Genomic DNA, 26,398 nt, shown 5'->3' with positions numbered 1-26,398 from the left:
GGTGTGCGCGCCGTAAGCGGCTGGGGCAAACGGCTGCGACTACTTATATCGCTGCCAGCAACGTTTATACCCTGTTCAGATGCCGCGCCTTGGTCGCAGCGACGATGTGGCCCCGGGTTGTGATCGAGTGTAATGGGTCCGGATATGGGTCGTCCCCCACCGCCTGGAGGCGATGGGGGACGGAGTACCTGTGGTCTAGAGCTCTAATCAGAGCGCGCGAACACCGGTGGCCTGCGGGCCCTTGGTGCCCTGCCCGACCTCGAACTCGACCTTCTGGTTCTCCTCGAGGGTGCGGAAGCCCGACCCCTGGATCTCGGAGTAGTGGACGAAGACGTCAGCGGAGCCGTCCTCGGGCGCGATGAAGCCGAACCCCTTCTCCGCGTTGAACCACTTCACAGTTCCCTGTGCCATTCTGTTCCTTCTCTTTCCATACCGGAACGGTAGACAAGTAGGTTCGTCCACCGGGTCCGTTGAGACCGCTGTACTCTGTTCCCCCTGCAGGAAAGCCATCAGTACACCGTTCGCAACATCGATCCTGCTTGATGGTTTGGACTTTGGATCCGTTCCCTCGAACACAGAAGCTTGCGACCAGGAACCAGTGAACCATGTCTTCGCTCAATTCAACAGCTGAGTTACCCACAATTTGCAAAAAAGTTGATCTTGCGAATGCGCAGGTGAGGGGCATAATGCCCAAATCCGTACTTGAAGTAGGTTTGCTTCCGGATAACAGAGCGAGCATCCGGCAAACCGCCTGCGAGCCAAGCCGCTACTCGGTAGTGAAATGGCAGGTAGCGCCCGGGACGTACGCACCTTTCGCACCCGAGGTGCGCTCCGGGACGTCCCGGGGATGAATCCGACGGATCCGGCGGGCGCGATGGGCAATTCCAGCGACCCGAGCTATGGGCGATCGTTGCTGAATCGTGTCCTAACCGGGGCGGGTGCCGGCGACCCACGTCTCACTCATGTCGCGGAACTGCCCTCACGTGCGGCTCAGGTCACGAATTGGCCCGAATGGGCCTCACCCGAGGTGGTTGCCGCGGTGCGCGCCGCCGGGGTCGAAGCACCCTGGTCGCATCAAGCGGAAGCCGCTGACCTGGCCTTTCAGGGCCGGCACGTGGTGCTCTCCACCGGCACCGCCTCCGGGAAGTCGCTGGCCTATCAGCTACCGGTGCTGACGGCGCTGCAGGCCGATCCGCGCGCGACCGCCCTATATATAGCGCCGACCAAAGCGCTCGGCGCCGATCAGCTCCGCATGGTCAATGACCTGACCTGCGAGGATCCACTCCGGGGCATTCATCCCGCGCCCTATGACGGTGATACCCCGCTGGAGATCCGGCAGTGGGTGCGGTCCAACGCCCGCTGGGTCTTCACCAATCCGGACATGCTGCACATCGGCATGCTGCGCTCACATGCACGCTGGGCCAGGCTGCTCCGGCAGCTCACCTACGTCGTGGTCGACGAATGCCACACCTACCGGGGCGTCTTCGGTTCACACGTGGCGCTGGTCCTGCGCAGACTGCGGCGGCTGGCCGCCCGCTACGGGGCGAATCCGGTGTTCGTGCTGTGCTCGGCGACCACCGCCGAACCCGCCGATACGGCCTCGCGGCTCATCGGCGCACCCTGCGTCGCGGTGACCGAGGACGGGTCGCCGCAGGGCTCGCGGACGGTCGCGCTGTGGGAGCCGCCGCTCATCGGCGGCGGCGTGACCGGGGAAAACGGTGCGGCCGTCCGGCGTTCGGCCGGTTCCGAGGCGGCCCGGGTGATGGCCGATCTGGTGGCCGAGGGCGCGCGGACGCTCACCTTCGTGCGCTCGCGGGTCGGTGCGGAGTCCATCGCCATGGATACGAGACGCATTTTGGCGGATATAAATGCCGAACTTCCCGGGCGTGTCGCGGCCTACCGCGCGGGGTACCTGGCCGAAGACCGGCGAGCGCTGGAAAACGCCCTGTCAGAGGGGTCTTTGCTGGGCGCCGCCACCACCAACGCCCTCGAACTCGGCGTCGACATCGCCGGGCTCGACGCGGTCGTCGTCGCCGGCTACCCCGGGACGGTGGCCTCGTTCTGGCAGCAGGCCGGGCGCGCCGGGCGGCGGACGCAGGGGTCGCTGGTGCTGCTCATCGCGCGGGACGATCCGCTGGACACCTACCTTGTGCATCATCCGCAGGCACTGCTCGGACGGCCGGTCGAGGCGACCATCACCGACCCGCACAATCCGTACGTACTCGGCCCGCATCTGCTGTGCGCGGCACTGGAACAGCCGCTCACCGATGCCGAGGTACACCACTTCCGGGCCTGGGATCTGCTGTCCGACCTGGCCGCGCGGGGTTTGATCCGACGCAGGCCGGGGACCGGAAAAGAGGGCACCGCACGCTGGTTCACCACCGCGGACTCCGTGCCGCACGACGAGGTGGACGTGCGCGGCGGCATCGGCGCGGGCATCGCGGTCGTCGACGTGGAGACCGGGCGCATGCTGGGCACCACCGATGCCGGCCGGGCGCCCGCCACCCTGCACGAGGGCGCCGTCCACCTGCATCAGGGCGAGAGTTTCGTGGTCGATGAGCTGGACCTTGAGGAAGGCGTGGCCCTGGTGCGCGCCGAGACGCCGGGCTGGACCACCAGCGCCCGCGCGGTGACCACCATCGACATCGAGGAGATCACCGCCGAACACGAGTACGGGCCGGTCACGACCGCGTTCGCGAAGGTGTTCGTGACCAGGCAGGTCATCGGGTATCTGCGACGGCTGCCCTCGGGCGAGGTGCTGGACATGATCCCGCTGGAACTGCCCGCGCAGACGCTGCCGACCCGGGCCGTGCTGTACACCGTGACACCGGAACTGCTGGTCAGAGCCGGTATCGATCCCCGGCAGGCCGGGGGCGCGCTGCACGCGGCCGAGCACGCGGCGATCGGGATGCTGCCGCTGGTGGCGACCTGCGACAGGTGGGACATCGGCGGGGTGTCCACCGCCGAGCACGCCGACACCGGATTGCCGACGGTCTTCGTCTACGACGGGCATCCGGGCGGCGCCGGCTTCGCCGAGCGCGGGTTTGCGCGACTGCGGGACTGGCTGTCGGCGACCCTCGCGGCCATCTCGTCCTGCGGGTGCGCGCAGGGCTGCCCGTCCTGCGTCCAGTCCCCGAAGTGCGGAAACGGCAACAATCCGCTGGACAAGGCGGGCGCGGCACGGCTGCTGACCGCGGTGCTGGCCGAGCTGGCCGCAGGTGACGGTCCGACCACCCAACCGTGATCGGACCGTCTCCGGAGCGAGGCCGGAGCATCATCCGACCGATCGGTCCGAGCCCGGGAGCTGGGCGGTATCGGGCGGCAATGCGAGCCCCGGGGGCCGGACCGGGCACGCCGGGGGCCGTAGCCGAATAAAAAGGGATGTGATCCTGTTAACTGAGCGATTGCTCCGTTCGATAATGTCGATCACGCATTTACCTGTGCATTCTTTCCAATCCGACTTCCGGAACGAATTGCATTGCGATCGGCGCCCGCGCTATTCGCCTACCACTTTCATCTAATTTCGACATACACCGACACGCAGTGTGGTCCGCGCCATGCAATTCCTAACCAACCGCTCAGTACGAGATAGTCGACATTGGCGTCCGCTACTCCCTATCGGCGACGGGTCCGGCGCGCGCTTGCGCGCGAACTTCGCGGGTTCCGAGTGGGCCGAGCGCCATTCGCGCTTCGACCACGATGGTCACATCCCACTCGGCCGCCGTGCAGGCCGACAACCGCACGTTCATCCGCCGCGTGATGTCCGCGGCCCGGGCACAGGCCGCCGGGGTCCCCGCGCTCAATTCCGACGCGGCCGCCAGTGCTGCCAGGTCGGCCGCCGACTGCGCGTGGTGCCGGCCCGCGATCGCCACTCCCACCTGCGCCATCAGCAGCGTGAGGGCGAGCAGAGCGAGCAAGGACACACATGCGGCGACGGTCACACCGCCCGCCTCGGAGCGGTGCGAGGGCCGGGATGCCGGCCAGACAGCCCGCGTCCGGCACCGCGCGCCCGTCACACCGGTCATTCGTCCACCTCCCCCGGTTCGCGGGCGGCGACCGCTTCGGCGCGCACCGTGATCGGGAGCAGTGGTGAGCGAGCGCTCACCATCGCGATCACCAGGTCACCGTCCACCCGGACGGTGACCTCCGCGCCCGAGGGCGCGACCCCGCGGGCGACGGGAACCGCCCGCTCGGTGTCGCCGCGGGCGGTGAGCCGGGCGGCTTCCCGCGCGGCGTCGACACAGCGCACCTGCGCGGCGGCCGCCAGCAGGGCGCCCGCGCACAGCACGACCACCGCGACCAGGGCGGTCAGCGCCAACGCGGCCTCCACCGTGGCCATGCCGTGCTCGCCGGTGCTCAGCCGACCGAGGTCTTCAGCGCCTTGTCGATGATCTCGGTCAGCGCGTTCACGATGCTGTCCCCGGTCACAACGCCGTAGAGCACGGCCCCGAAGGCCGCCGCGGCGATCGTCCCGATGGCGTATTCGGCCGTGCTCATGCCGTCCTCGGCGACGGCGAGGCGCAGCAGCCGGTGGCGCAGTTCCCAGCCGAGGTTCCGTGTCGCAGCTCGCATGGGTCTCCCCTTCCTCGTTCCGGCGCGGCGGTTCCGCGCCGGCACAGTCGGTGTTCACAGCAGGCCGCCGCCCAGGACACGGCCCGCCAGGCCGATCACCACCGGCACGATGCCCAGGCAGACGAAGGCGGGCAGGAAGCACAGGCCGAGCGGGCCGCCGATGAGGACGCCCGCTCGTTCGGCGCGCGCGGCGGCCGCGTCCTCGGCCGCCGCGCGCCGCCGCTGCGCCAATTCGGTCACCGCCGTGGCCAATCCGGCGCCCGAGCGCGCGGACCGGCGGGCCATGCGGGCCAGCGCGCCCACCGATTCGTCGGGGCAGCCGGCCGTGGCCTGTTCCCACGCGGTGACCGGATCCGCGCCCAGCGCCAGCAGATCCGCGGCACGGCGCAGGACCGAACCCAGCGGTTCGGGCGCGGTGGGAGCGACCGCTGCGGCGGCGGCAGCGGCGGGCAGCCCGGCGGTGAGGCAGGCCGCGAAAAGGTCCAGCGCGCCCGCTGTTTCGAGCGGGTCGACCGGCGCGGACTTCGCCGGACGGGCGGAGCGCTCGCCGGCGAGCAGCCGCGTCCCACTTCGTCGTCCGGGCTCCGCGGCATTGCGATCGGCGCGAATCCGCAAGGCACGCAGCCGCTGTGCCGGGACCAGGTGACCCGGCACGGTCACCAGCGCGAGAGCGGCGCACAGCAGCGCCGGCGTGAACGCGTTCATCGCAACACCCGCTCGGTGATGGCATCGGTCCAGAGCAGTCCGGCGCAGGTGAGCCCGGCGCCCAGTGGCAACAGCCAACTCCCCGCCGCGGTCTCGAACAGCACGCTCAGTGGAGCCGCTCCCATCAACTGCCCCAACCCGATTCCGAGCACCGGCAGCAGCGCCAGTACTCCCGCGGTCGCCCGCGCCCCGGCCAGCGCCGCCCGCGTCCGATCGCGAAATCGCCCGCGCCCCACCAGATCGAGCCGGGTAGCGCCCAGCAGCTCCGCCAGCGCCAGCCCGTGCCGGTCCGCCACCTCCCAGGCCGCCGCGATCCGTGCCAGCTCCGCGGGCACCGCGCTCTCCGCCCGCCGAAATCCCTCCGCCCCGGACCCGCCGAGCCGGCTCCGCGCCGCGCTGACCCCGAACACCCGTCCCACCACCCCGTCGATTTCCCGCGCCGCGACCTCCACCGCCGCGCTCGGATGCGCCCCGATCCGCAACTCCCCGATCACCGTCTCCAGCCCCTCCAGCACTTTCCCCCGCTCCCCCTCCCGCCGCATCTCTCCCCGCTTCCGCCGCATTCGCACCCCCAAGGTCCCCGCCACCAGCGCCCCGGCCACGAATGCCCCCGGCCCCACCGCGAGCAGCACCACCACCCCCACTCCCCACCCCCCTCGAATCCACCCGCCCCGCACCCCTTTTCGCCCACCCCCGCTCCCCCCGAACACGCCCCCGAACCGCCGCCGCCCACCCGGCCCCGGCAGCACCACCAGCGCAAGCCCCACACACCCCACCGCCAACCCCCACTCCCCAACCTCCGAAACCAACCGCCCCACAACCACCACCCCCAAACCGAGCCGCGAGTACGACGACTCCCAGCACCCATGACCACGGACCTCGAATCACACCCGCTGTTTCTTCGGGCCGCGGCCGGCATGAAGGCCATGCGCGAACCGAAACCTCCGACCCAGGCACCCACCGACCCACGCATCTACCGACCTCTCGCGCCACTGACCTCTAGCGCCCTCCGGCCTCGCTCGTCCTACACACCCATCTCGTGCCGCTCGATCGATGCCGCGCGTCGATCCACGCGGCACTTCCATCCGGATCGGTGCCGGGGGCGGTGCGGGGCTGAAAGGCCGCCCGATGGGTGTCGCCAGTAGGCGATGCCTGGATTCGGCGACCGAACGCCGTGTCGTTGTTCGCGGTGCGGAGCGTGGAAGGGCTACCCCGCGGACCGCGGCAGCCGGTGCCCGCCGAGACCAGGCGACTGTCGCAGCCGGCTCCCTGCGAGACCCGCAGTGGCGAATGACGTGGGTGTAGGAGGTCGATCGAAATCGATCCCGGTCGGGCCGCGTGACACCGAGGCGGCACGCGGACTCGGTACCGGCTTGCCAGCGGTACGGAAATCCGGCACCGTTCGTCCGCGCAGGCGCGGCGACGGGCTTCCACGCGCCGGCCCGGTCGGTCTCGGTGCCTGCACGTCTCGCCCGTCCCGCGCCGGCTTGGAGGCACACACCCGCCTTCGATCGTCGAGCCGGTGAAGCCGGACCACATCGCGGGGCCACCACGGGCGCACCCGGGACCGAGCTCGTGCGAGGCGAACGGCCTCGGATGCCGAGTGCGGGTGGAGTCATGGTCCGGATTCCCGATCGGGCCGGGGCTTTCGGCAGGGGAAGTGGTCCGGGGCATCGCAGGTGTCGCGGTGCCGGGGGCGTAGCGGGAGAGATCGACGGGGGTTCGGCGGGGAGACGGCCGGATCGCGGGTCGCGGCCGGCGGGTCGTCCGGGGCGGAGGCCGAGCCACCCGCGGGGGCATCGGCGAGTTGGTTTGCGGCATCGTGGTTTTCGCAACCCTGCGCTGCTAGCGGAGGATTTGGCGTGTAGCCACCGTGAACCGGCTCGTCGGAGTCGGCACCGTCGCGCTCGCCCTGTGTGCGGCGGATCTTCCTGTCGGACTCGAGGCGATCTCGCGGCCCGGGGTCGCGGGGATCGTATCGAGGGGCGCCGGAGTCGGTGTGCCGTCCGGGTGGCGGCTCGCCTTCGGCGCCCGGATCGAGGCGATGCTGTGCCGCGGGGGCGGCGGGCTCGAGATGGGGAGATCGGAGGTGCTCAGGGGGCGGCCCGGCCTGCTGCCCGAACTCGACTTCCCCAAGGCACACTTCGATCTTGCCGGGGCGGGGGTGATGACCGGTGGGCCGTTGACGGCGTGGTTGGCCGGCGGGGCGGGGTTCGGGGGGCGGGGGGTAACGATTCGTGGGGAGGTAGGGGATGGGGGTGTCGCAGTCGAGGTGGGGGGCCGGGGGTAGCCCCGGGGGCTGGGTGCGGCGCCATTGGAAGTGCTTGGTGCAGCGCTGGTCTCGGGTGGGGTGGGTCGAATCGGGGTCGGGGGTGGTCATCCGGCGGTCCTTTCGTCGAGGAGGGCGGTCAGGGCGGCGGCGGCCGGGGTGGGGCGGGCGTCGATGGTCCAGGCGGGAACGATGTGGACCCGGCCGTCGGCGGGGGTGATCAGGCCGATTTCGCGGAGGGTGCGCGCGCCGCCGGGGTGGCGGTGGACGTGCAGGACCACCTGGATGGCGGCGGACAGCTGACTGTGCAGCGCCGCCCGGGACATACCGCCCAGGGCGGCAAGGGCTTCCAAGCGCGCGGGGACCTCGCGGGGCGAGTTCGCGTGCACGGTGCCCGCACCGCCGTCGTGTCCGGTGTTCAGGGCGGTGAGCAGATCGACGACCTCCGCGCCGCGCACCTCACCGACGACTATCCGGTCGGGGCGCATGCGCAGGGCCTGGCGGACCAGGTCGCGCACCGTCACTTCGCCCGCGGCCTCTACGTTCGGCGGGCGCGCGACGAGCCGGACCACGTGCGGATGCGGCGGGGCCAGTTCGGCGGCGTCCTCCACGCAGATGATGCGCTCGGCGGGATCGACTTCGGCCAGCAGCGCCGACAGCAGCGTAGTTTTTCCCGCGCCCGTCCCACCGATGACCAGGAAGGCCAGTCGGGCCCGAATGATGCGCCGCAGCAGCGCTTTCGCCTCGGCAGGCACCGCACCCGCGGCGGCCAGCGCGCTCAGGCCCTGGGACGCGGGGCGCAGCACCCGCAGGGACAGGCAGGTGCCGCCGTGCGCGATGGGCGACAGGACCGCGTGCAGGCGGACGCCGAAGGAATTGCCCAGTGCGGCTTCCATTCCGGCCAGCCGGCCGTCGACCCAGGGCTGGGCGTCGTCGAGTCGACGGCCCGCGGCCAGCGCGAGCCGCTGCGCCAATCTGCGCACGGCCGCCTCGTCGGCGAACCGGACGGGCGCGCGGCGCAGACCGTGACCGCGATCCACCCACACCGCGTCCGGCGCGGTGACGAGCACGTCGGACACCTCCGGATCGTGCAGCAGCGGTTCGAGCGCGCCCGCGCCGGTGAGCTCGGTCTGCAACAGCCGCAGCGCACCCAGCAGATCCGTATCACCCAGCACGCCACCGGCTTCCGCTCGAATGGCGGCCGCCACCCGCGCCGGTCCCGGATCCCCCGCACCGTCCGCGAGCCGCTCCCGCACCCGATCCAGCAGCTCCGCCGTCACCAGCCCGCTCACCCCCGCTCCCCCGCGTCGCCGAGCCGCGCCGCGGATCGCGTCGCACCTCGTCGCCGTGCTCCCGAGCCGATGAACCGTGCCCGCCGGGCAGCACAGCGCTCCCGCACGCTCGCCCAGCCGAAGAGCACCGCCTCTGCGGCTCGCCACTTCAGGGCCCAGACATCCACCGACCGCAGCCGCGACAGGGCACCGTGCACCCACGCCGCCACACCGGCCGGGCCCACTGCCGCCGCGACTCCGCGCATCAGCTGCCGGGCATCCAACGTGGGCAGCACCCGAACGCCGCGGTGCACCCACGCCGCCACACCGGCCAGCCCCACTACCACTGCGGCTCTTCGCATCAACCGATCGACATCCGCCGAGGGCAACAACGCCGCGCATACCGTGCGCCGCTTCTCCGTCGGCATCGACCTGCGCGAGCCCGCCCAGGTCGTCGCCCGCGCCGACGACGTCACCGGCCCCCGAGCGCCGCGGTGTGCACGGGCCGCCACACAGGCGAGGCCCAATGCCGCCGCAGCTCCTGTCAACTGCCGGGCATCCGGCGATGGCAGCCGCCGCACGGCGCACTTCGTCCGCGCGGCGATGCCGGACAGACCCAATACCGTTGCGGCTCTGAACATCAGCCGACGATCCTGCGCCGGATAAGATCGCCACTCGGCTGCCCGTACCCGCCCCGCCGATGATCGCAGCCAACGCACCGCGGCGTGCACCCACTCCCGGACCACCGCGAGACCCACCGCCGGTGCGCCGTTCCACGTCAGCTCCCCCGCACCGATGGCCGGAACCCGGTGCATGGCAGCGCATCCCGGGGTGTGCGGGGCGATGGAGCGCAACGCCCGGAGGATGCCGTGCTGCCGCCGTCCGACCCCGAGCGACCGCAGCAGACCGATGACGGCCCGCCGCAACGCGCGGCTCAGCGCGACGACCCGGGCGAACGATGCCGGCGGGAGTTCCCAGGGGTGGTGCAGCTCCAGGACACTCGGCTGGGGCGGCGGGCCGGACTCTCGTATCCAGTTCGACAGCTCGTCGGCCGCGGCCGCCGGAACGGGGCCGGGAACCGCGGGACGCGGCGGAGCCGGGAGGTGTCCGGGAAAGCCCCGCCGGGAACGGTCGCGGAGTTCCGGGCGTTCGGCGATGCTGTTCCACCACGCGGGGGTGGTGGTGACCGCGGCGTGCCGGGCGCGGCGGGTGGAACGGGAAGGGCGCTGCATCAGTGAGCTCCTGTCTGGTGGAGGGCATCGCTTACGTCGGGGCGCACGGGCGTTCGCGCGGCCGGATCCGCGCGCGCACTCGGAACCGCGGGCGTACGGGCGCGGCGGTCGGGGCGCTCGAGCGCAGCGAGCACTGATTCGGCGGCCAGGCGCAGCGGCCCGCGGCGGCGCAGCGTGAGACCCGTGGATTCCAGGCGGCCCGCCAACCCGGGTTGCGGTGGAACCGCCACCAGGAGCGGCAGTTCCAGTGCCCGCGCCATCTCGCCGGCGCGGAGCCCGCCGGGTGCGGGACCGCGAACCACCAAGGACACCTGAGGATTTCGCGCGGTGAGATGTGCGCCGACGGCTTCGGCGGCCGCGGTGGCGCGCAAGCGGGCCGGGACGAGCAGGATCACCAGATCGGCCGTGTCGAGGATGTGGTCGGCGTGCGGGCCGCGCTCGGTGGAGAGATCGCAGACCACGAGATCGCCCGCGGCGCGCCCGGCTTCCACCACCGCGCGCACGGCGGCGGGCGCGAGTTCGACTGCGGGCGTTGCTCTTCCGCACGAGAGCACGGCCGCGCCCGCGGCGCCCGGTAGCGCCTCGTGCAGCGCGGCGGCCGACACCCGGCCGTTCTCGATCACCAGATCGGGCCAGCGGAGGCCGGGGGTTCGCTCCAGCCCGAGCAGCAGATCCAGCCCGCCGCCGAAGGGCGCGGCATCCACCAGCAGCGTGCGGCCGTGCTGCCGCACGGCGGCTGCCAGTGCGACCGCCGCCGCCAGGGTGGACGCGCCCGCGCCGCCGCAGGCTCCGGCGACCGCGATGACCGCACCGTCCCCGGGACCACGCGCGTCGTGTGCCGCGAACGCGGCGATGAGCGCGTCCGCCGCCCGCGGTAGCGAGAGGACCTGTTCGGCACCGACTTCGGTGGCCGCCTGCCATTCCGGCAAACCCGGCTCATCGGCGCTCACCAGGAGAATTCCGGGTCGGCGGGGGCAGCCGGCGGCCGCGCAGCTACGCGCGGCCGCCGCGTCCAGCACGATGACCGAGGCGGCGCTCCAGGCGTGCCGGGCCGGCGGTCCGCCGGGTTCGTCGAGCGGGTGATCGGCCGCGGCCGCGATGCGGCGCACCTCGTCCCGTAGGCGAGCGCCGGAGACGAGCGCCAAGGCTCGGGGCGGAACAGCGGTTCGAGAGTTCATGCAGGTCAGCGTCGCTCGGCGAGCACGTCGTCGAAAGTGCCGAAACCCGGAATGTGGATAACACGCGGCCTGTGGACAAAATCCGAGCCGGAACGACCTGTCCGGAAATAGAGGACGGCCCCAGCCGGGGGGGGAGGAGGCTGGGGCCGTCGGGTTCAGCCCCGGGGGGTCGGGCTGAACGCTACCTGGAACAAGTCCAGGTATCTGCGATACTACACCCAAGCCCCGTCCCGTTTGCAAGTCCGGCGGGCGAGTCTTTTTCCTGCCGTCACGGCCCGGCTTTCGACTGGCAAACTCCGGCAAACGCGGCGTGGACCGGGTCGCCGCACCGGCTCGTCACCCGGGAAACCTATTGTGGACCCCGTGACAGCCGAACGCGGACGAGTCGCCGCCTTCTTCGACCTCGACAAGACGGTGATCGCCAGGTCGAGCGCCTTCGTGTTCAGCAAGCCGCTGATGGATCAGGGCCTGCTCAGCAGGCGCGCGGTGCTGGAGAGCAGCTACGCGCACTTCCTGTTCCTGCTCTCGGGCGCGGACCACGATCAGATGGAACGCATGCGCGAGAACCTGCAGCGCATGTGCGCCGGCTGGGATGTGGACCAGGTGCGCGCGGTGGTGGCCGAGACCCTGCACGACATCGTGGATCCGCTCATCTACGCCGAAGCGGCGGATCTCATTGCCGACCACCACATTCGAGGCCACGACGTGATCATCGTCTCGGCCTCGGGCGCGGAGGTGGTGGCGCCGATCGCCGCCGCGCTGGGCGCCGATCACTACGCGGCCACCCGCATGGTGGTCGAAAACAACAGGTACACAGGCGAAGTCGAGTTCTACTGCTACGGCGAGGGCAAGGTGGAGGCCATCGAAAGCCTTTCCGCCGCATACGGATACGACCTGTCGCGCAGCTACGCCTACTCGGATTCGGTGACCGACGTCCCGATGCTGAGCGCGGTCGGGCACGCCACCGCGGTGAATCCGGATCGCGGATTGCGCCGCGAGGCCGTCGCGCGCGGCTGGCCGATCCTCACCTTCTCCAACCCGGTGTCGCTGTGGGCGCGCATTCCGCAGCCGTCCACCACGACGGTCGCGGCCAGCGTGGCGGTGGGCCTGAGCGCGGTCGCGGCCGGCGCGCTGACCTATCGACTGCTGCGCGGACGGCGCTGACCGGCGGGTCGAATGTGCCCCGAGGGCTTGATGTGAGGGCCGTCACAGAGTAACAATGGACGCACGGAAGGACGGAAGGCCAAGGTCGGATCGGAAGAGAAGGTCCGGACTCCCATCCCACCCTTCCCAGCACGGACACCAGGCACCCACGCGGAGCACGCCGCGACAAGGGCACGAGTAGTTGTGGGCCTGCGTTATCCGCGGTTCCTGTGGCAACGGCCTCGCACCGGCGGGGATGAGCCACATCGGAGCCCGGAGAGCTCGCCGAGGCCGGAACACAACCCGAACAGCACGCTTGGTAACCAGGCGCTCCGTGCTAGCGGGCGGTGAGGTCGCAATCGCGACTACGCCGCCCGCTTCGATGTGCGTACCCGCCCGTCCGAATGCGTGGACCCACCGCTTCGATGTGCGCGGCCACCCGCTCCGAGCCTGCGCGCCCCTCTCCCCCGCGCTCACGCACACCGCCCCACGTCCTTTGCGCGCCACTCATACCCCTGGCGCACACCCGTATTCGCGCGATTCCGCGCTCCCGCTGCCGCGTGGCTACGCGTCAACCCGGCTGACCCCGGGGATCACGATTTCGCGGCGATGGCCGAGTCGGCGATCGATTTGGCTTCGCGCGCACCGTCTTCGAGCGCGCCGCAGACGAAGAGCACCCATCCGCCCACCCCGTCCGCGGTGCCCATGCCGAAGCCGGCGGCCGCGTCCAGGTACGCCTGGCGACGCCGCAACCAGAACACTTCGGGCACGCCGAGGCTGTGCGGGTCAAGGCCGGTGGACACCGCGACGAGCCGGGACGCGGCCCGCGCGACGATGCCGTCGCCGTCGCCGAAGGGCCGCAGGGACAGCAGTTCGCCGTGCACGACGGCGGCGATCACCGGCGCGGGCGCCTTGGTGACCTGGATGGTCTGCACCAGCTGATCGAGTCGTTCGGCGACGCCGCGCACATCGCGGGGCCGGCCCAGGGTCTGCTTGTCCTGCACCATGTCGGCGGCGGCCAGCAGGTGCAGCCGGGCCAGGGCCTGCAGCGGCGCGCGTTCCCACACCCGGACCAGCGACTGCAGCGGCTCGCCGTCCAGTGCCTGGCCCACCCGCAGCGCGCCCGCGAGGATGGGGTCCTCGACATTGCCGTCGGCGGGCAGCTCGATGGTGCCGCCCTCGATGGCGGCCGAGGACCGGGCGGCGCGCACCGCGGCCTCGGCGGCGGTGGTCGGCCAGCCGCGCCGGTTCGCCTGGTGCCGATGCACGAAGGCCAGCGCGTCCCGGGCCTTGTCGGCGGCCTCGAGCACACCGGGCAGATCGACGAGGGGCTGCAGCGGATCGGTCACGAAAGACGAGGCTACTGCCGCCCGCACTGTGACCTGCCCCCGCCTCCGCCGCCCCGCGGACCCCGGCCCGCACGCGGGCCAGCCGCCCTGCACGACCGGATTGAGGCCTATCAGCCCACCGGCAGGTCGCGCCCGGGGATCGCCTCGAGGAGGCGGCGGGTGTACTCGGAAGTGGGATTGTCGAAAACTGCTGCGGTGGGGGCGGATTCGACGACCCGGCCCTGCTGCATCACCACGACGTCGTCGGCGATCTGGCGGACCACGGCCAGGTCGTGGGTGATGAACAGGTAGGACAGGCCCAGCTCGGCCTGGAGTTCGTTGAGCAGGTTCAGGATCTGGGCCTGGACCAGGACGTCGAGCGCGGAGACGGCTTCGTCGCAGATGACCAGGTCGGGTTCGAGGGCGAGGGCGCGGGCGATGGCCACGCGCTGGCGCTGGCCGCCGGACAGCTCGCCCGGGTAGCGGTCGGCGACGCTCGACGGCAGGGCGACCAGTTCGAGAAGTTCGCGCACGCGGGCGATGCGGGTACCCCGGTCCCCGATCTTGTGGGTGCGCAGCGGCTCCTCGATGGTGCGATGGATGGAGTAGGTGGGATCCAGGGAGCCGTAGGGGTTCTGGAAGACCGGCTGGACACGGCGGCGGAAGGCGCGCGAGTTCTCGGCGAGCTGCCGTTTCAGGTCGACGCCGTCGAAAGTGACCGTGCCGGACGTGGGTTCGAGCAGCCCCAGCGTCAGCTGCGCGACGGTGGTCTTGCCGGAGCCGGATTCGCCGACGAGCGCCGTGGTGGTGCCGCGCCGAACCCGGAAGGAGACATCCTGTGCCGCAGCGTGTTCGGTGTGCTTCCAGGGCACCGAACCGCGCACGCGGTAGCGCTTGGTGAGCCGGTCGGCCACCAGGATGTCCGCGGGCACCTCCCCGTCGGTCACCGCGTCGGCGACGTCCACGGCGAGTTCGCGAACGGCGGCGCGCTCGCGGACCGCCGACACCCGCTGGGCGGCAAGCGACGGCGCGGCCTCGACCAGCCTGCGCGTGTACTCGTGCCGCGGATCGCGCAGGATCTCCAGGGCCGGACCGGATTCCACCACCCGCCCGCGATACATGACCACCAGGTGCTCGGCCCGCTCGGCGGCCAGTCCCAGGTCGTGGGTGATGAGCAGGACCGCGGTCCCCAATTCGCGGGTGAGCCCGCCGATATGGTCCAGGATCTGCCGCTGCACGGTGACGTCCAGCGCGGAGGTGGGCTCGTCCGCGATGAGGAGTTTGGGGCGCGCGGACAACCCGATCGCGATCAGCGCGCGCTGGCGCATCCCGCCGGAGAACTCGTGCGGATACTGGTCGATGCGGCGTTCGGCGTCCGGAATCCCGGCTTCGGCCAGCAGTTCGATGGCGCGCTGCCGGGCGGCGCGACCGTGCGCGACGCCGTTGGCGACCAGCGCCTCCCCGATCTGGAAACCGATCTTCCACACCGGGTCGAGGTTGGACATGGGGTCCTGCGGCACGAATCCGATGCCGTTGCCGCGCACCGCGACCAGCTGCCGCTCGGAGGCCGCGGTCAGCTCCTGCCCGTCGAACACGATGCTGCCCGATTCGACTCGCCCGGCCCCGGGCAGCAGTCCGATGATCGCGTGCGCGGTGGTGGACTTCCCGGATCCGGACTCGCCGACGATGGCCACGGTCTGCCCGGGGTACACCGTCAGATTCACCCCGCGCACCGCCTCGACCCGCCGGTCGCCTTCGCCGAAACAGATGTGCAGGTCCCGTATTTCGAGCAGCGGGGCGGTCATCGGCGCTCCTTCGGGTCGAGCGCGTCGCGCAGGGCGTCGCCGAGCATGATGAAGCCGAGCACGGTCAGCGCGAGCGCGGTGGCCGGATAGAACAGGATGAGCGAGCCCGCGCGCAGCTGCCGCTGCCCGGCGGCGATGTCCGCGCCCCAGGAGACCTCGGTGGGCGGCAGGCCCACGCCCAGGAACGACAGCGTGGCCTCGGTGACGATGAAGACGCCCAGCCAGATGGTGGTGACCACGATGACCGGCCCGAGCGCGTTGGGGATCACGTGCCGCAGCAGCACGCGGAAACGGCCGACCCCGAGCGCGGTCGCGGCCTGCACGTAGTCGTTGCCCTTGGCGGCCAGGACCGAGCCGCGGGCGATGCGGGCCACCTGCGGCCAGGTGAAGGCGGCCAGGATGGCGATGACCATCCAGATGGTGCGCTGTTCGGCCAACTGCATGATGACGATGGCGGCGAGCATGAGCGGCACCGCGTACACGATCTCCGCGATGCGGGAGATGATCGAATCCAGCGGTCCCCCATAGAATCCCGCGAGCGCGCCGAGCGTGCCGCCGATGCCGAGGAACACAGCGGTGGCCCCGATGCCGGTGAGCACCGAGGCGCGGGCGCCGTAGATCGTGCGGGCGTAGATGTCGCAGCCCTGCAGGTCGTAGCCGAACCAGTGGTCGCGCGAGGGCGGGGCGAGGCTGAAGTCGACGACGCAGTAGCGCGGGTCCTGGCCGGTGAACAATCCGGGGAAGACCGCGATGAGCAGGACCAGCACGATCAGGCCGGCGGCCACCAGGAACAGCGGCCGCCGGCGCAGTGACCGCCAGGCCGTTCCCCAGAATCCCGCGGGCGCGCCGGCCGCGGTGTCGACCCGGTCGGTGGCGACCACCTCGACGTCCTCGGGAGGCGCGACCCAGCGTTCCTGCCCGGGCCGGGGTTCGCCCGCCGCCGCGGTCTTCTCGAACATCGGGGGCTCCTGTTCAGGCATAGCGAATCCGCGGGTCGAGGGCGGCGTAGAGCAGGTCCACGATCAGGTTGGTGAGCAGGAAGACGATGATCAGCGCGGTCACGAAGGAGACCACGGTGGGCGCTTCCCCGCGCACGACGGCCTGGTAGAGGGTGCCACCGACGCCGGGGATGTTGAAGATGCCCTCGGTGACGATGGCCCCGCCCATGAGCGCGCCCAGGTCCGCGCCCAGGAAGGTGACCACGGGGATGAGCGAGTTCCGCAGGATGTGCCCGACGACGACCTGCCGCCGGCCCAGCCCCTTGGCGGTCGCGGTGCGCACGAAATCCGCGTCCTTGTTCTCGGCGACCGCGTTGCGGGTCAGGCGCAGCACGTAGGCGAACGAGAGCGAGCCCAGCACCAGCGCGGGCACGATCAGCCGGGGCAGACTCACATCCGAGCCCACGGTGACCGGCGCGATATGCCATTTCACGCCGAACAGGAACTGGGCGAGGAAGCCGACCACGAAGATCGGCATGGCGATGACGACGAGGCTGACCACCAGCATGGTGGAGTCGAACCACCCGCCGCGGCGCAGTCCGGCGATCACGCCGAACACGATGCCGAACACGGCCTCGAAGAACACCGCGAGCAGCGCGAGCCGGAACGTGATCGGGAAGGCGTGCGCCAGGACGTCTTTCACCGGCCGACCGGAGTACGAGGTGCCGAGGTCGAGGGTGAAGATGCCCTTCAGATAGTGCGCGTACTGCTGCCAGAAGCCCCGATCGAGCCCGTATTGCTCGCGCAGCTGCGCTTCCAGGGCGGGGGTAAGGGTGCGCTGTCCGGCCAGCGCGGTCACCGAACCGCCGCTGACCTTCCAGATCAGGTAGTAGACGAGCAGGGTCGCGCCGAAGAAGACGGGGATCATCTGCAGCAGCCGCCGCACTATGTACCAGGCCACGCGTTTCCTTTCCTCGGTGCGGCACAACCGTTCTCGGCGCCGGGTGAGTCCTCTGCCCCGGCAACTCCCCCGCCGGTCATCGCAGTTCGAGGTTCTCGTAGTCGGGCAGCCCGTTCCACGCCATGGTCGCCCCGGTGAGCCGTTTGGAGTACCCGGCGGAGTTGATGTAGTCGAAGACCGGGATGGCGGGCAGGTCCCGCAGCAGCAGCGACTGCGCCTGCCCGGCGAGCCGCCAGGATTCGGGTTCGGTGGCGGCGGCTTCGGCGGCCGCTATGAGCCGGTCGAACTCGGGGTTCCGGTAGTCGATGTCGTTGCTCTCGGAGGTGGACAGGAAGCTGGGTTCGAGGAACTGCAGCATGGTGGGGTAGTCGCCCTGCCAGCCGAATCGGAACGCCTTGCCGACGGTGCGGGCCACCACCTGATCGCGCAGCTGTTTGAAGGTCGGGTACGCGGCGCCGACCGCGTCGATGCCCAGGGTGTTGCGAATGCTGTTGGCCATGGCGTCGATCCAGGACTGGTGGCCGCCGTCGGCGTTGTACGCGATCTCGAATCGCCCGCCCCAGGGCGCGATCTCGTCGGCGCGGGCCCAGAGGCGGCGGGCCTGGTCGGGGTTGTAGTCCAGGTTCGCCGAGTTGGGCAGGTCCGGGTCGAAGCCCGGCAGGGCCCGGGAGGTGAAGTCGCGCGCGGGAATTCGCGTGCCCCGGAAGATCTTCTCGCCGATCTGCGCCCGGTCGATGGCCATGGAGATGGCCTGGCGGCGCAGGCGGCCCTCCTCACCGGTGAAGTGCGGGAGGTTGCCCTGCATGCCGATCCACTGCGCCTGCGCGGTCGGTCCCTCGATGGCCCGGTCGCCCAGATCCTTCCGGTACACCGCGATGGCGCTGTCCGGGATGGTGTCGAGCAGATCCAGGTTGTCGGCCAGCAGATCGGAGTAGGCGGCGTCGAAGTTGGAGTAGAACACGAAGGTCAGGCCCTCGTTGCGCGGCGGGCGGCCGCCCCGGTAGCTCTCGTTGGGCACCAGGGTGAGCTGGACGTCGTGTTGCCAGGCGTCCGCGGCGGCGAACCGGTAGGGGCCGTTGCCGACGGGGTGCTGCCCGAACGCCTTCATGTCCGCGTAGGCGCTCGCGGGCAGCGGATAGAACGGCGCGTAGGCCAGCCGGGTGCGGAAGTCGATGGTGGGCGCGATCAGATCGACCGTGAAGGTGAGGTCGTCGATGATCTTCAGACCCGACATGGTCTGCGCGCGTGGCGGATCCGCCTGCACGTCGGCGAAGCCCACGATGGGCCCGTAGGTGTAGCTCTGCAGCTGGGCGTTGGTGACGAGCGCGCCGTAGTTCCAGGCGTCCACGAAAGACCGTGCCGTGACCCGGGATCCGTCGCTGAAGGTCCATCCGTCGTGCAGCCGGATGACGAAGTGCTGCTGATCGGTGGTCTCGATGCGCTCGGCGACCTCGTCGTGCAGGACGCCGCGATTGTCGATGTAGCGCAGGCCGGCGAAGAGCCGGTCCACGATCCGCCCGCCGCCGTTCTCGTTCGTGTTCGACGGGATCAGCGAGTTCTGCGGTTCGGAGCCGTTGACGGCGATGGTGTCGCCGTAGACCGGTGCGACCGCGCCGCCGGACAGGGCGATCGCGAGCAGCGCGAGTACCGCGACCAGTACCACCGCGGCCTGGCGGGCCGCCGAATACCTCAGGTCCACGAGCGCCCCGTTCGTTCATGAAATCCGCGTTCATGATTCGTGCATGAGAACCCAGCAAAGCTAGGTGCAGACCCTAGCCCGCGGCGGCGCACTCCGCAGGAGACCGGGCCGCCCTGGCCGAAAACCCCGGCTCGGCGCGCCCGCCGGGAGTGAATGTCCTCACCTTCCGGCGAGTGGGATCGGAGGGGATCGGCGGTCCCGGCGCACGTCACACTCCGATACTGTCGAACGTGGCCGCGGTCACCCCGGGGCAAGTATTTCCTGCACAGCAGGGCACGCGAGGGAAGAAGAGACGAGATGACCGAAACCACCGCCGATCACCCGGACGTCTATCCGCCGAGTGCCGAGTTCGCCGCCGCGGCCAACGCCGACGGCGCGCTCTACGAGCGGGCCGCCGCGGATCGCGAGGGCTTCTGGGCCGAACAGGCCGGCCGTCTGCACTGGGCCGAGCCGTGGACGCGGGTCCTGGACTGGGACGACGCGCCCTTCGCCAAGTGGTTCGTCGGCGGCAAGCTCAATGTCGCCTACAACTGTGTGGACCGGCACGTGCTGGACGGGCACGGCGAGCAGGTCGCCATCCACTGGGAGGGCGAGCCCGGCGATTCGCGCGACATCACCTACGCGGATCTGCTGGCCGAGGTGTCGCGGGCCGCCAACTACCTCACCGAGCTGGGTCTGACCGCCGGTGACCGGGTCGCCATCTACATGCCCATGGTCCCCGAGGCCATCGTGTCCATGCTGGCGTGCGCGCGGCTGGGTCTGACGCATTCGGTCGTCTTCGCGGGCTTCTCCCCCGGCGCGCTGCGCCAGCGGGTCGACGACGCCGCCGCGCGACTGGTCATCACCACCGACGGGCAGTGGCGGCGCGGTAAGGCCGCGCCGTTGAAGGAAGCCGTGGATGAGGCTCTGGCCGAGGGTGATTCGACCGTCGAGCACGTACTCGTGGTGCGGCGCACCGGGATCGAGACGCCGTGGACGCAGGGCCGGGATCTGTGGTGGGACGAGACCGTCGCGCACGCGTCGCCCGAGCACGAGGCGCAGGCGTTCGATGCCGAGCATCCGCTGTTCATCCTGTACACCTCCGGCACGACCGGTAAGCCCAAGGGCATCCTGCACACCTCGGGCGGGTACCTGACCCAGACCTCGTACACGCACCACAACGTGTTCGATCACAAGGCCGGGACCGACGTGTACTGGTGCACCGCCGATATCGGCTGGGTGACCGGGCACTCGTACATCGTGTACGGGCCACTGTCCAACCGCGCCACCCAGGTCGTGTACGAGGGCACCCCGAACTTCCCCGACGAGCACCGGCACTGGCAGATCATCGAAAAGTACGGTGTGAGCATCTATTACACCGCTCCGACGCTGGTGCGCACGTTCATGAAATGGGGACGGGAGATCCCCGACGCCCACGACCTGTCGAGCCTGCGGGTGCTGGGCAGCGTCGGCGAGCCGATCAACCCCGAAGCCTGGCGCTGGTACCGGGACGTGGTCGGCGCCGGCAAGACCCCGGTGGTGGACACCTGGTGGCAGACCGAGACCGGCGCGATCATGATCTCCCCGCTGCCCGGCGTCACCGCCGCCAAGCCCGGCGCGGCCATGACCCCGCTGCCCGGCATCTCCGCGACCGTGGTCGACGAGGAGGGCAAGCCCGTCGTCCTCGGCGAGACCGAGGCGAACGGCTACCTCGTGCTGGATCAGCCGTGGCCCTCGATGCTGCGCGGGATCTGGGGCGACAACGACCGCTACCGTGAAACCTATTGGCAGCGTTACGCCGAGCAGGGCTGGTACTTCGCCGGCGACGGCGCCAAACTCGACACCGACGGCGACCTGTGGGTACTGGGCCGCGTCGACGACGTCATGAACGTCTCCGGCCACCGCATCTCCACCGCCGAGGTCGAATCCGCCCTCGTCGGGCACTCCGGCGTCGCCGAAGCGGCCGTGGTCGGCGCATCCGACGAGACGACCGGCCAGGGCATCGTCGCCTTCGTCATCCTCACCGCCGAGGCCAAGGACACCGGCGACGACCTGGTGAACGAGCTCAAGGCCGAGGTCTCCCGGGCCATCTCCCCGATCGCGCGTCCGCGTGAGATCCACGTCGTCCCGGAGCTGCCCAAGACCCGGTCGGGCAAGATCATGCGCCGGCTGCTGCGCGATGTGGCCGAGGGCCGCGAACTGGGTGACACCTCGACCCTGGTCGACCCCAACGTCTTCGAGGCCATTCGCGCCGGCAAGGCGTAACCCGCACCTCGCACACTCGGCCCCCGCGACGACCGGTCCCGGGGGCCGAGCCGTGTCCGGACCCGGCGGCCGGGGTCTTCATGCCCGAACCGACCGTTAGAATTGCGTAAGGTGTGCCGGGAAGTCTGGTCGGCATGCGGTATGCGCCGACCCTTCGACGGTGAGACGCACTCCGCTGGTTCTGTCGACCGAAAGACCAGAAAGGCGCGCCCTTGATCGTTCAGCTGCGCTCGGAACTGTCCCGCTATCTCCGCACCGAAACCGTCGGCGGCACACTGCTTCTCATCGCCGCCGCGGCCGCCGTGCTGTGGGTGAACTCGCCCTGGGAGGCGAGCTACACGGCCATGATCGGCACCCACCTCGACATTCCGGCGCTGCACCTGAACCTCACCCTGGCCGACTGGACCAAGGACGGCCTGCTCGCCATCTTCTTCTTCGTCGCCGGGCTCGAACTCAAACGCGAACTGGTCGTCGGCGAACTCGCGGACCGCAAACGCGCCACCCTGCCCATCGTCGCCGCCGCGGGCGGCGTCGTCCTGCCCGCGCTCATCGCCATGACCGTGAGCTGGGGTGTGCCGGGCATGGATCGCGGATGGGCCATTCCGGTCGCCACCGACATCGCCTTCGCGCTGGGCGTACTGGCCCTGACCGGATCCCGCATCCCGGCCGGCGCGCGGGTGTTCCTGTTGAGCCTGGCCGTGGTCGACGATCTCATCGCCATCGTTCTCATCGCGGTCCTGTTCACCACCACGCTGAAGATGCTGTGGCTGCTGATCGCGGTGCTGTGCCTGCTGTGCTGGTTCCTGGCCCAGCGCAAACGGCTCGGCAACCCGATCATCTACGTGCCCCTGGCGCTGGTCACCTGGTACGCGCTGCACGAGGCGGGCATCCACCCGACCCTGGCGGGCGTGGCCTGCGGCCTGCTCACCCGGGTCCGCCCCGATGACGACGAGGACGAGCACGACGTACCCGCGGCGAAATTGGAACATTTGTTCCAGCCCATTTCCGCCGGAATCTGCGTTCCGTTGTTCGCGCTGTTCGCATCGGGTGTGCCGCTGGATTCGCAGGTGTTCTCCCAACTGTTCACCAACCGGCTGTCGCTCGCCATCATGGCCGGCCTGCTGATCGGGAAAACGCTCGGAATCTTCGGATCCGCTTGGCTCGCGGTGCGTCTGGGTATTGCCGAAAAGCCAGGCGATCTCGAATACCGGGACATGTTCGCCCTGTCGGTACTAGGTGCGATCGGGTTCACGGTTAGCCTCTTGGTGGCAGAACTCGCACTGGCGGACGTCGGCGACGGCTCCGCGGTCGAACTCGCGAAAGCGGCGGTGTTGCTGACATCATTGGCGGCTTCCCTGGCAGGTTCGGCGCTACTGTTGCGTCGTGGCCGTGCCCACCAGGCGCGACGTGACGAGCGGGCACTGCAAGGACAAGAGGACTTGACCGGATAGGTCCGGGACATGGAGAAGGGTCGAGCAATTGAGTTTCAACCAGGGCGGTAACGGGCGAGACGGGAACCCCCGCACCATCACCTCGATTCCGCTGTCCGATGTCGATGTGCACGAAGCGGCGACCATCGGCACGCTGGTTCGCGACGCGACCGAACAGATGTCGACACTGGTGCGCGCGGAAGTGGAACTCGCCAAGGCCGAGGTCACCGGCGAGGTCAAGAAGGGCCTGCAGGGCAGTGTCTTCTTCATCGCGGCGCTGACCATTCTGCTTTTCAGCTCGTTCTTCTTTTTCTTCTTCCTCGCCGAATTGCTGGACGTGTGGGTGTACCGCTGGCTGGCGTTCCTCATCGTCTTCCTGTCGATGATCGTGGCCACCGCGGCGCTCGGGTTCCTCGGCTACCTCAAGGTGAAGCGCCTGCGCGCACCGGAGAAGACCATCGAATCGCTGAAAGAGGTGAAGACCGTGCTGCCCAGCGGTTTCGGGTCCGGCGGCGACCACCCGGCGAGCACTTCCGCCCAGCTCGGAACACCGAGGTACTAGACCTTCGATTAGTCTCCTTCGGCGTGTCGTCGAATTCGCCCCCGGATCCGTCCGCTGTCCGCTACGACGGACCGTGGACCCATCGGGATGTGCATGCCAACGGCATTCGCTTCCACGTCGTGGAGGCCGTGCCCGCGGGAGGGACGGCCTTCGCCGATCCCGACACCCCGCTGGTCGTGCTGCTGCACGGCTTCGGGGATTTCTGGTGGTCGTGGCGCCACCAGCTGACCGGTCTGGCCGAACGCGGATTCCGGGCGGTAGCGGTGGACCTGCGCGGGTACGGCGACACCGACAAGCCGCCGCGCGGCTACGACGGCTGGACCCTGGCCGGGGACATCGCCGGGCTGATCCGCGCGCTCGGGCATTCGGACGCCACCCTGGTCGGGCACGCCGAAGGCGGTCTGGTGTGCTGGGCCACCGCGGTGCTGCATCCGCGCCTGGTCAGTTCCATCGCGCTGGTGAGCTCACCGCATCCGGTGGCGCTCAAGCGCGCGGTGCTGCGCGATCGCGGGCAGCGCGCCACCTGGCTGCCGAACTTCCTGCGGTATCAGATACCGCGCTACGCGGAGAACCTCATCACCGTCGACAACGGCGCGGAGATCGAGGCGCTGCTGCGCCGGCACGCGGGCCAACGCTGGTCCGGCACCGAGGAATTCGCCGACACCGCGCAGCGCATGCGCACCGCCATCCGCATTCCGGGAGCGGCGCACTGTGCGCTGGAGTATCAGCGCTGGGCCTTCCGCAGCCAATGGCGGCCCGACGGCAAGCGTTTCATGTCCACCATGCGGGAGCCGGTGACCATTCCGGTGCTGTCGCTGTACGGCGACCGGGACCGATACATCCTCGCGCGCACCATCCGGCGCGGCTACGAGTTGTCGCCGAACCGGCGCATGGTGGCCATCCCCGAGGCCGGGCACTACGCCCACCAGGAGAATCCGGACGTCGTCACCGCGGAGCTGGCCAAGCTCCTGGCGTGAGAGGCCGTCGAAACCGCTTGGCCGCGAACGCGGAACGGGCCGCCCCGGTCGGGGCGGCCCGTTCGCGTGTAGTCGATCAGCTCAGCACGCAGCTGCCCGTTCCGACCGAAGCATTCGCTCCCGGAGCGGCGTTCACCTCCGGGCGCACCTCCTCGAGGGTCAGCACGTAGCCGGTGTCGTCGTCGGTGACGGCCGCGCCGAAGACCACACCGAGGATGTTGCCGTCGGTATCCACCAGCGGGCCACCGGAATTGCCCGCACGGACCTGCCCGCGCACGGTGTAGACCTCGCGCTCGACATTGTTGTCGCGATAGATGTTGGGGCCCTTGAGTTCCAGCGTCTCACGCACGCGGGCCGCGCTGGCCGTGTAGCGGCCGCCGCCCGGGTAGCCGAGCACGATCGCACTCTCCCCGGAGTTGGCGGGCGCGGGAGCCAGCGGAATCACCGGCGAGTCCAGGCCCGGTACCGCCAGAATCGCGATGTCCTTGGACGGATCGAACAGCACCACCGTGGCATCGAGCGCGCCGCGCGCGGTATCCACGCTCACGCTGGTGGTTCCGGCGACCACGTGCGCGTTGGTCATGATGCGCTCGGGCGCGACCACGAAGCCCGAACCCTCCAGCTGCCGTTGGCAACTCGGCGCGATGCCGCGGATCCGCAGCACACTGCCCTGCAGCGACTGGGCCACCGGCAACTGCAGGATGCCCGCGTCGGGCGGCTCGACCGCGGTGATGGGCACCCGGCCGAACGGCCCGATCACATCCGGCAACCCGGAAGTATTGAGCAGATTGGAGAACTCGTTCGGGACCTTGCGCAGCCAGTCCGGCGCGACATGATCCACGTTGATGAGCACCCGGGAGTTCTTGACCGCGGCCGCGATTCCCGGCTGCGAGGAGTTCGCCAGCGGCAGCGCCAGCAACCAGGCGGTGGCCATGACCGCCGCCATCTGCAGGCCCGCGCCCACCACGCTGTCCACGCTGCGGGTGAACGGATCGCGCATGCCACTGCGGGCCGCCCGGCCCAGCACCATGCCCGCCACCTCGCCGACGATCACCAGCGCCACGATGAGCAGCACGCCGACCAGCACCCGCGAGCGGCCCTCGCTCAGGTGCACGAGAATGTGCGGGGCGATGAGGATGCCCGCCACCGCGCCCAGCACCACGCCCAGGAAGGCCAGCGCCGAAGCGACGGCGCCCTGCCGCCACCCGGAGGTGGCCGCCAGCAGCGCCAGAATCACGATCCCAATGTCGAGCCAGGCCGAGGCCGTCATAACGTCATCCCTACCGCGGCCAGCGAGGCCTGCAGATCACGCACATCGTGATGGTCCCATTCGTGTTCCCAGCCGGACACCGCGAGCAGTCCGGCGAGCACGCCCGCGGTGAAACCCCACACCAGCATGCCGTCCACCGTGAAGGCCGGACCCATGTAACCCAGCGGATGTCGCACCACGAAACGGTTGGCGGGATCGATGAGGTCCGCGATCGGCACGCGCACCACGCGCGAGGCCTCGGTTTCGCTCACCACACCCACCTCGCCGGGGGTTCGCCAATACGCGACCACCGGCGTCACATCGAACCGCGAAGGCGGCACGAAGATCTTGGGCAGAATAGACAGCGGCTGCACGCTCGCCGGATCCAGCCCCGTCTCTTCCTCCGCTTCGCGCAGCGCCGTGCTGATCGGGCCGTCGTCCTGCGGCTCGACGCCGCCGCCGGGAAAGGCCACCTGACCGCTGTGCTGGCGCAGGGTCGCCGCGCGCTGGGTCAGCAGCACGTCCGCGTCGGCGGGAAGTCCGCCCAGCGCTTCGGGATCCGGGTCCGGCGAACCGCCGAACAGCACCAGGACCGAGGCTTCGCGGGGAGAGGTCACCGCGGCGGCGAAGCGGCGCATGGTGCTGCGGCGCAGGACCGGATTGACGCCGGTCGGATCGGCCGGTTCGTGCTCGGCCACCCCGCGCAACCACTCCGGAACAGGGCCCGCAGGCGCCTCTGGTCTCATGCCCACACTCCCGAACCCACGTTTGCACCGGAGTAACCGGCGAACACCAAGCAGCACAAAGTACTACGTCTACATCCTGCAGCGAGCGC

Annotated in this window: 22 protein-coding genes; 6 read left to right on the top strand and 16 right to left on the bottom strand. The window is 70.2% G+C overall.

The window, feature by feature from the left end:
* Nucleotides 1–207 precede the first annotated feature (207 nt).
* Complete coding sequence (locus ACFVBH_RS34840) at nt 208–411, bottom strand: cold-shock protein (protein WP_029925108.1); 204 nt, start codon at nt 409–411, stop codon at nt 208–210.
* Nucleotides 412–874: 463 nt separating this feature from the next.
* Between ACFVBH_RS34840 and ACFVBH_RS34835 the strand changes: the two genes are divergently transcribed.
* Complete coding sequence (locus tag ACFVBH_RS34835) at nt 875–3,244, top strand: DEAD/DEAH box helicase (RefSeq protein WP_379008748.1); 2,370 nt, start codon at nt 875–877, stop codon at nt 3,242–3,244.
* A 364-nt stretch (nt 3,245–3,608) separates the two neighbouring features.
* Here the strand turns inward: ACFVBH_RS34835 and ACFVBH_RS34830 are convergent, their stop codons facing one another.
* The 8 genes from ACFVBH_RS34830 to ssd form a co-directional block, all read right to left on the bottom strand.
* On the bottom strand, nt 3,609–3,941 hold the full coding sequence (locus ACFVBH_RS34830) for an Rv3654c family TadE-like protein (protein ID WP_354990605.1): 333 nt from the start codon (nt 3,939–3,941) through the stop codon (nt 3,609–3,611).
* Between the two features lie 80 nt (nt 3,942–4,021).
* Nucleotides 4,022–4,339 carry a TadE family type IV pilus minor pilin gene (locus tag ACFVBH_RS34825; RefSeq protein WP_379008316.1) on the bottom strand — a complete coding sequence of 106 codons (318 nt, stop codon included), beginning with the start codon at nt 4,337–4,339 and terminating at the stop codon, nt 4,022–4,024.
* A 17-nt stretch (nt 4,340–4,356) separates the two neighbouring features.
* The gene (locus tag ACFVBH_RS34820) at nt 4,357–4,572 is read right to left on the bottom strand and encodes a DUF4244 domain-containing protein (protein WP_354990603.1); all 216 of its coding nucleotides are present in this window, start codon (nt 4,570–4,572) and stop codon (nt 4,357–4,359) included.
* Between the two features lie 54 nt (nt 4,573–4,626).
* On the bottom strand, nt 4,627–5,277 hold the full coding sequence (locus ACFVBH_RS34815) for a type II secretion system F family protein (protein ID WP_379008312.1): 651 nt from the start codon (nt 5,275–5,277) through the stop codon (nt 4,627–4,629).
* Nucleotides 5,274–5,921, bottom strand: a complete 648-nt coding sequence (locus ACFVBH_RS34810) for a type II secretion system F family protein (protein WP_379008308.1) — start codon at nt 5,919–5,921, stop codon at nt 5,274–5,276. Before ACFVBH_RS34810 ends, ACFVBH_RS34815 begins: the two co-directional genes overlap by 4 nt.
* A gap of 1,732 nt (nt 5,922–7,653) precedes the next feature.
* A complete protein-coding gene (locus tag ACFVBH_RS34805) occupies nt 7,654–8,838 on the bottom strand; it encodes a TadA family conjugal transfer-associated ATPase (protein WP_379008306.1) in 1,185 nt (394 codons plus the stop codon).
* A complete protein-coding gene (locus ACFVBH_RS34800; RefSeq protein WP_379008303.1) occupies nt 8,835–10,049 on the bottom strand; it encodes a hypothetical protein in 1,215 nt (404 codons plus the stop codon). Before ACFVBH_RS34800 ends, ACFVBH_RS34805 begins: the two co-directional genes overlap by 4 nt.
* Entirely contained in the window at nt 10,049–11,227 is a 1,179-nt protein-coding gene (ssd, locus tag ACFVBH_RS34795) for a septum site-determining protein Ssd (RefSeq protein ID WP_379008300.1), read from the bottom strand. Before ssd ends, ACFVBH_RS34800 begins: the two co-directional genes overlap by 1 nt.
* Nucleotides 11,228–11,590: 363 nt before the next feature.
* Here ssd and ACFVBH_RS34790 point away from each other — a divergent pair, with 363 nt between their 5' ends.
* Nucleotides 11,591–12,391: an HAD-IB family hydrolase gene (locus ACFVBH_RS34790; protein WP_354990597.1), complete on the top strand. Its 801-nt coding sequence runs from the start codon at nt 11,591–11,593 to the stop codon at nt 12,389–12,391.
* A gap of 572 nt (nt 12,392–12,963) precedes the next feature.
* Here ACFVBH_RS34790 and ACFVBH_RS34785 read toward each other — a convergent pair.
* The 5 genes from ACFVBH_RS34785 to ACFVBH_RS34765 all read right to left on the bottom strand — a co-directional run bounded on the left by ACFVBH_RS34785 (nt 12,964) and on the right by ACFVBH_RS34765 (nt 19,101).
* Nucleotides 12,964–13,719: an oxidoreductase gene (locus ACFVBH_RS34785; protein ID WP_379008296.1), complete on the bottom strand. Its 756-nt coding sequence runs from the start codon at nt 13,717–13,719 to the stop codon at nt 12,964–12,966.
* A 110-nt stretch (nt 13,720–13,829) separates the two neighbouring features.
* A complete protein-coding gene (locus ACFVBH_RS34780; protein WP_379008294.1) occupies nt 13,830–15,503 on the bottom strand; it encodes a dipeptide ABC transporter ATP-binding protein in 1,674 nt (557 codons plus the stop codon).
* Nucleotides 15,500–16,462, bottom strand: coding sequence for an ABC transporter permease (locus ACFVBH_RS34775; protein ID WP_379008290.1), 963 nt, complete (start codon nt 16,460–16,462; stop codon nt 15,500–15,502). The genes ACFVBH_RS34780 and ACFVBH_RS34775 overlap by 4 nt, the downstream gene beginning before the upstream one ends.
* A gap of 13 nt (nt 16,463–16,475) precedes the next feature.
* Nucleotides 16,476–17,402 (bottom strand): ABC transporter permease, encoded by a 927-nt coding sequence (locus ACFVBH_RS34770; protein WP_354990593.1) that lies wholly within the window; start codon nt 17,400–17,402, stop codon nt 16,476–16,478.
* Between the two features lie 76 nt (nt 17,403–17,478).
* Nucleotides 17,479–19,101 (bottom strand): ABC transporter substrate-binding protein, encoded by a 1,623-nt coding sequence (locus ACFVBH_RS34765; protein WP_354990592.1) that lies wholly within the window; start codon nt 19,099–19,101, stop codon nt 17,479–17,481.
* 297 nt (nt 19,102–19,398) lie between these two features.
* Between ACFVBH_RS34765 and acs the strand changes: the two genes are divergently transcribed.
* The 4 genes from acs (at nt 19,399) to ACFVBH_RS34745 (ending at nt 24,314) form a co-directional block, all read left to right on the top strand.
* Complete coding sequence (gene acs / locus ACFVBH_RS34760; RefSeq protein WP_379008286.1) at nt 19,399–21,345, top strand: acetate--CoA ligase; 1,947 nt, start codon at nt 19,399–19,401, stop codon at nt 21,343–21,345.
* A 212-nt stretch (nt 21,346–21,557) separates the two neighbouring features.
* Nucleotides 21,558–22,796: a Na+/H+ antiporter NhaA gene (gene nhaA / locus ACFVBH_RS34755; protein ID WP_379008283.1), complete on the top strand. Its 1,239-nt coding sequence runs from the start codon at nt 21,558–21,560 to the stop codon at nt 22,794–22,796.
* Between the two features lie 28 nt (nt 22,797–22,824).
* Nucleotides 22,825–23,337, top strand: coding sequence for a phage holin family protein (locus tag ACFVBH_RS34750; RefSeq protein WP_354991851.1), 513 nt, complete (start codon nt 22,825–22,827; stop codon nt 23,335–23,337).
* Nucleotides 23,338–23,360: 23 nt separating this feature from the next.
* Nucleotides 23,361–24,314: an alpha/beta hydrolase gene (locus tag ACFVBH_RS34745; protein ID WP_354991850.1), complete on the top strand. Its 954-nt coding sequence runs from the start codon at nt 23,361–23,363 to the stop codon at nt 24,312–24,314.
* Between the two features lie 76 nt (nt 24,315–24,390).
* Here ACFVBH_RS34745 and ACFVBH_RS34740 read toward each other — a convergent pair whose 3' ends face one another.
* Together ACFVBH_RS34740 and ACFVBH_RS34735 are read right to left on the bottom strand one after the other, a co-directional pair.
* Nucleotides 24,391–25,584, bottom strand: coding sequence for a MarP family serine protease (locus ACFVBH_RS34740; RefSeq protein WP_354988365.1), 1,194 nt, complete (start codon nt 25,582–25,584; stop codon nt 24,391–24,393).
* Entirely contained in the window at nt 25,581–26,309 is a 729-nt protein-coding gene (locus ACFVBH_RS34735; protein ID WP_354988366.1) for a CoA pyrophosphatase, read from the bottom strand. Before ACFVBH_RS34735 ends, ACFVBH_RS34740 begins: the two co-directional genes overlap by 4 nt.
* Nucleotides 26,310–26,398: the final 89 nt, after the last annotated feature.

This window comes from Nocardia sp. NPDC057668 (assembly GCF_042799795.1).
Classification (GTDB): Bacteria; Actinomycetota; Actinomycetes; order Mycobacteriales; family Mycobacteriaceae; genus Nocardia.
Note: the sequence above shows the minus strand (reverse complement) of the source record. Positions and strands in the feature narration are given on the sequence as shown.

Coding starts and splice junctions, on each gene's coding strand:
- ACFVBH_RS34820 (WP_354990603.1), bottom strand. CDS start 4,572: ATGCGAGCTGCGACACGGAACCTCGGCTGGGAACTGCGCCACCGGCTG.
- ACFVBH_RS34740 (WP_354988365.1), bottom strand. CDS start 25,584: ATGACGGCCTCGGCCTGGCTCGACATTGGGATCGTGATTCTGGCGCTG.
- ACFVBH_RS34800 (WP_379008303.1), bottom strand. CDS start 10,049: ATGCAGCGCCCTTCCCGTTCCACCCGCCGCGCCCGGCACGCCGCGGTC.
- ACFVBH_RS34775 (WP_379008290.1), bottom strand. CDS start 16,462: ATGTTCGAGAAGACCGCGGCGGCGGGCGAACCCCGGCCCGGGCAGGAA.
- ssd (WP_379008300.1), bottom strand. CDS start 11,227: ATGAACTCTCGAACCGCTGTTCCGCCCCGAGCCTTGGCGCTCGTCTCC.
- ACFVBH_RS34835 (WP_379008748.1), top strand. CDS start 875: ATGGGCAATTCCAGCGACCCGAGCTATGGGCGATCGTTGCTGAATCGT.
- acs (WP_379008286.1), top strand. CDS start 19,399: ATGACCGAAACCACCGCCGATCACCCGGACGTCTATCCGCCGAGTGCC.
- ACFVBH_RS34840 (WP_029925108.1), bottom strand. CDS start 411: ATGGCACAGGGAACTGTGAAGTGGTTCAACGCGGAGAAGGGGTTCGGC.
- ACFVBH_RS34780 (WP_379008294.1), bottom strand. CDS start 15,503: ATGACCGCCCCGCTGCTCGAAATACGGGACCTGCACATCTGTTTCGGC.
- ACFVBH_RS34735 (WP_354988366.1), bottom strand. CDS start 26,309: ATGAGACCAGAGGCGCCTGCGGGCCCTGTTCCGGAGTGGTTGCGCGGG.
- ACFVBH_RS34815 (WP_379008312.1), bottom strand. CDS start 5,277: ATGAACGCGTTCACGCCGGCGCTGCTGTGCGCCGCTCTCGCGCTGGTG.
- ACFVBH_RS34825 (WP_379008316.1), bottom strand. CDS start 4,339: ATGGCCACGGTGGAGGCCGCGTTGGCGCTGACCGCCCTGGTCGCGGTG.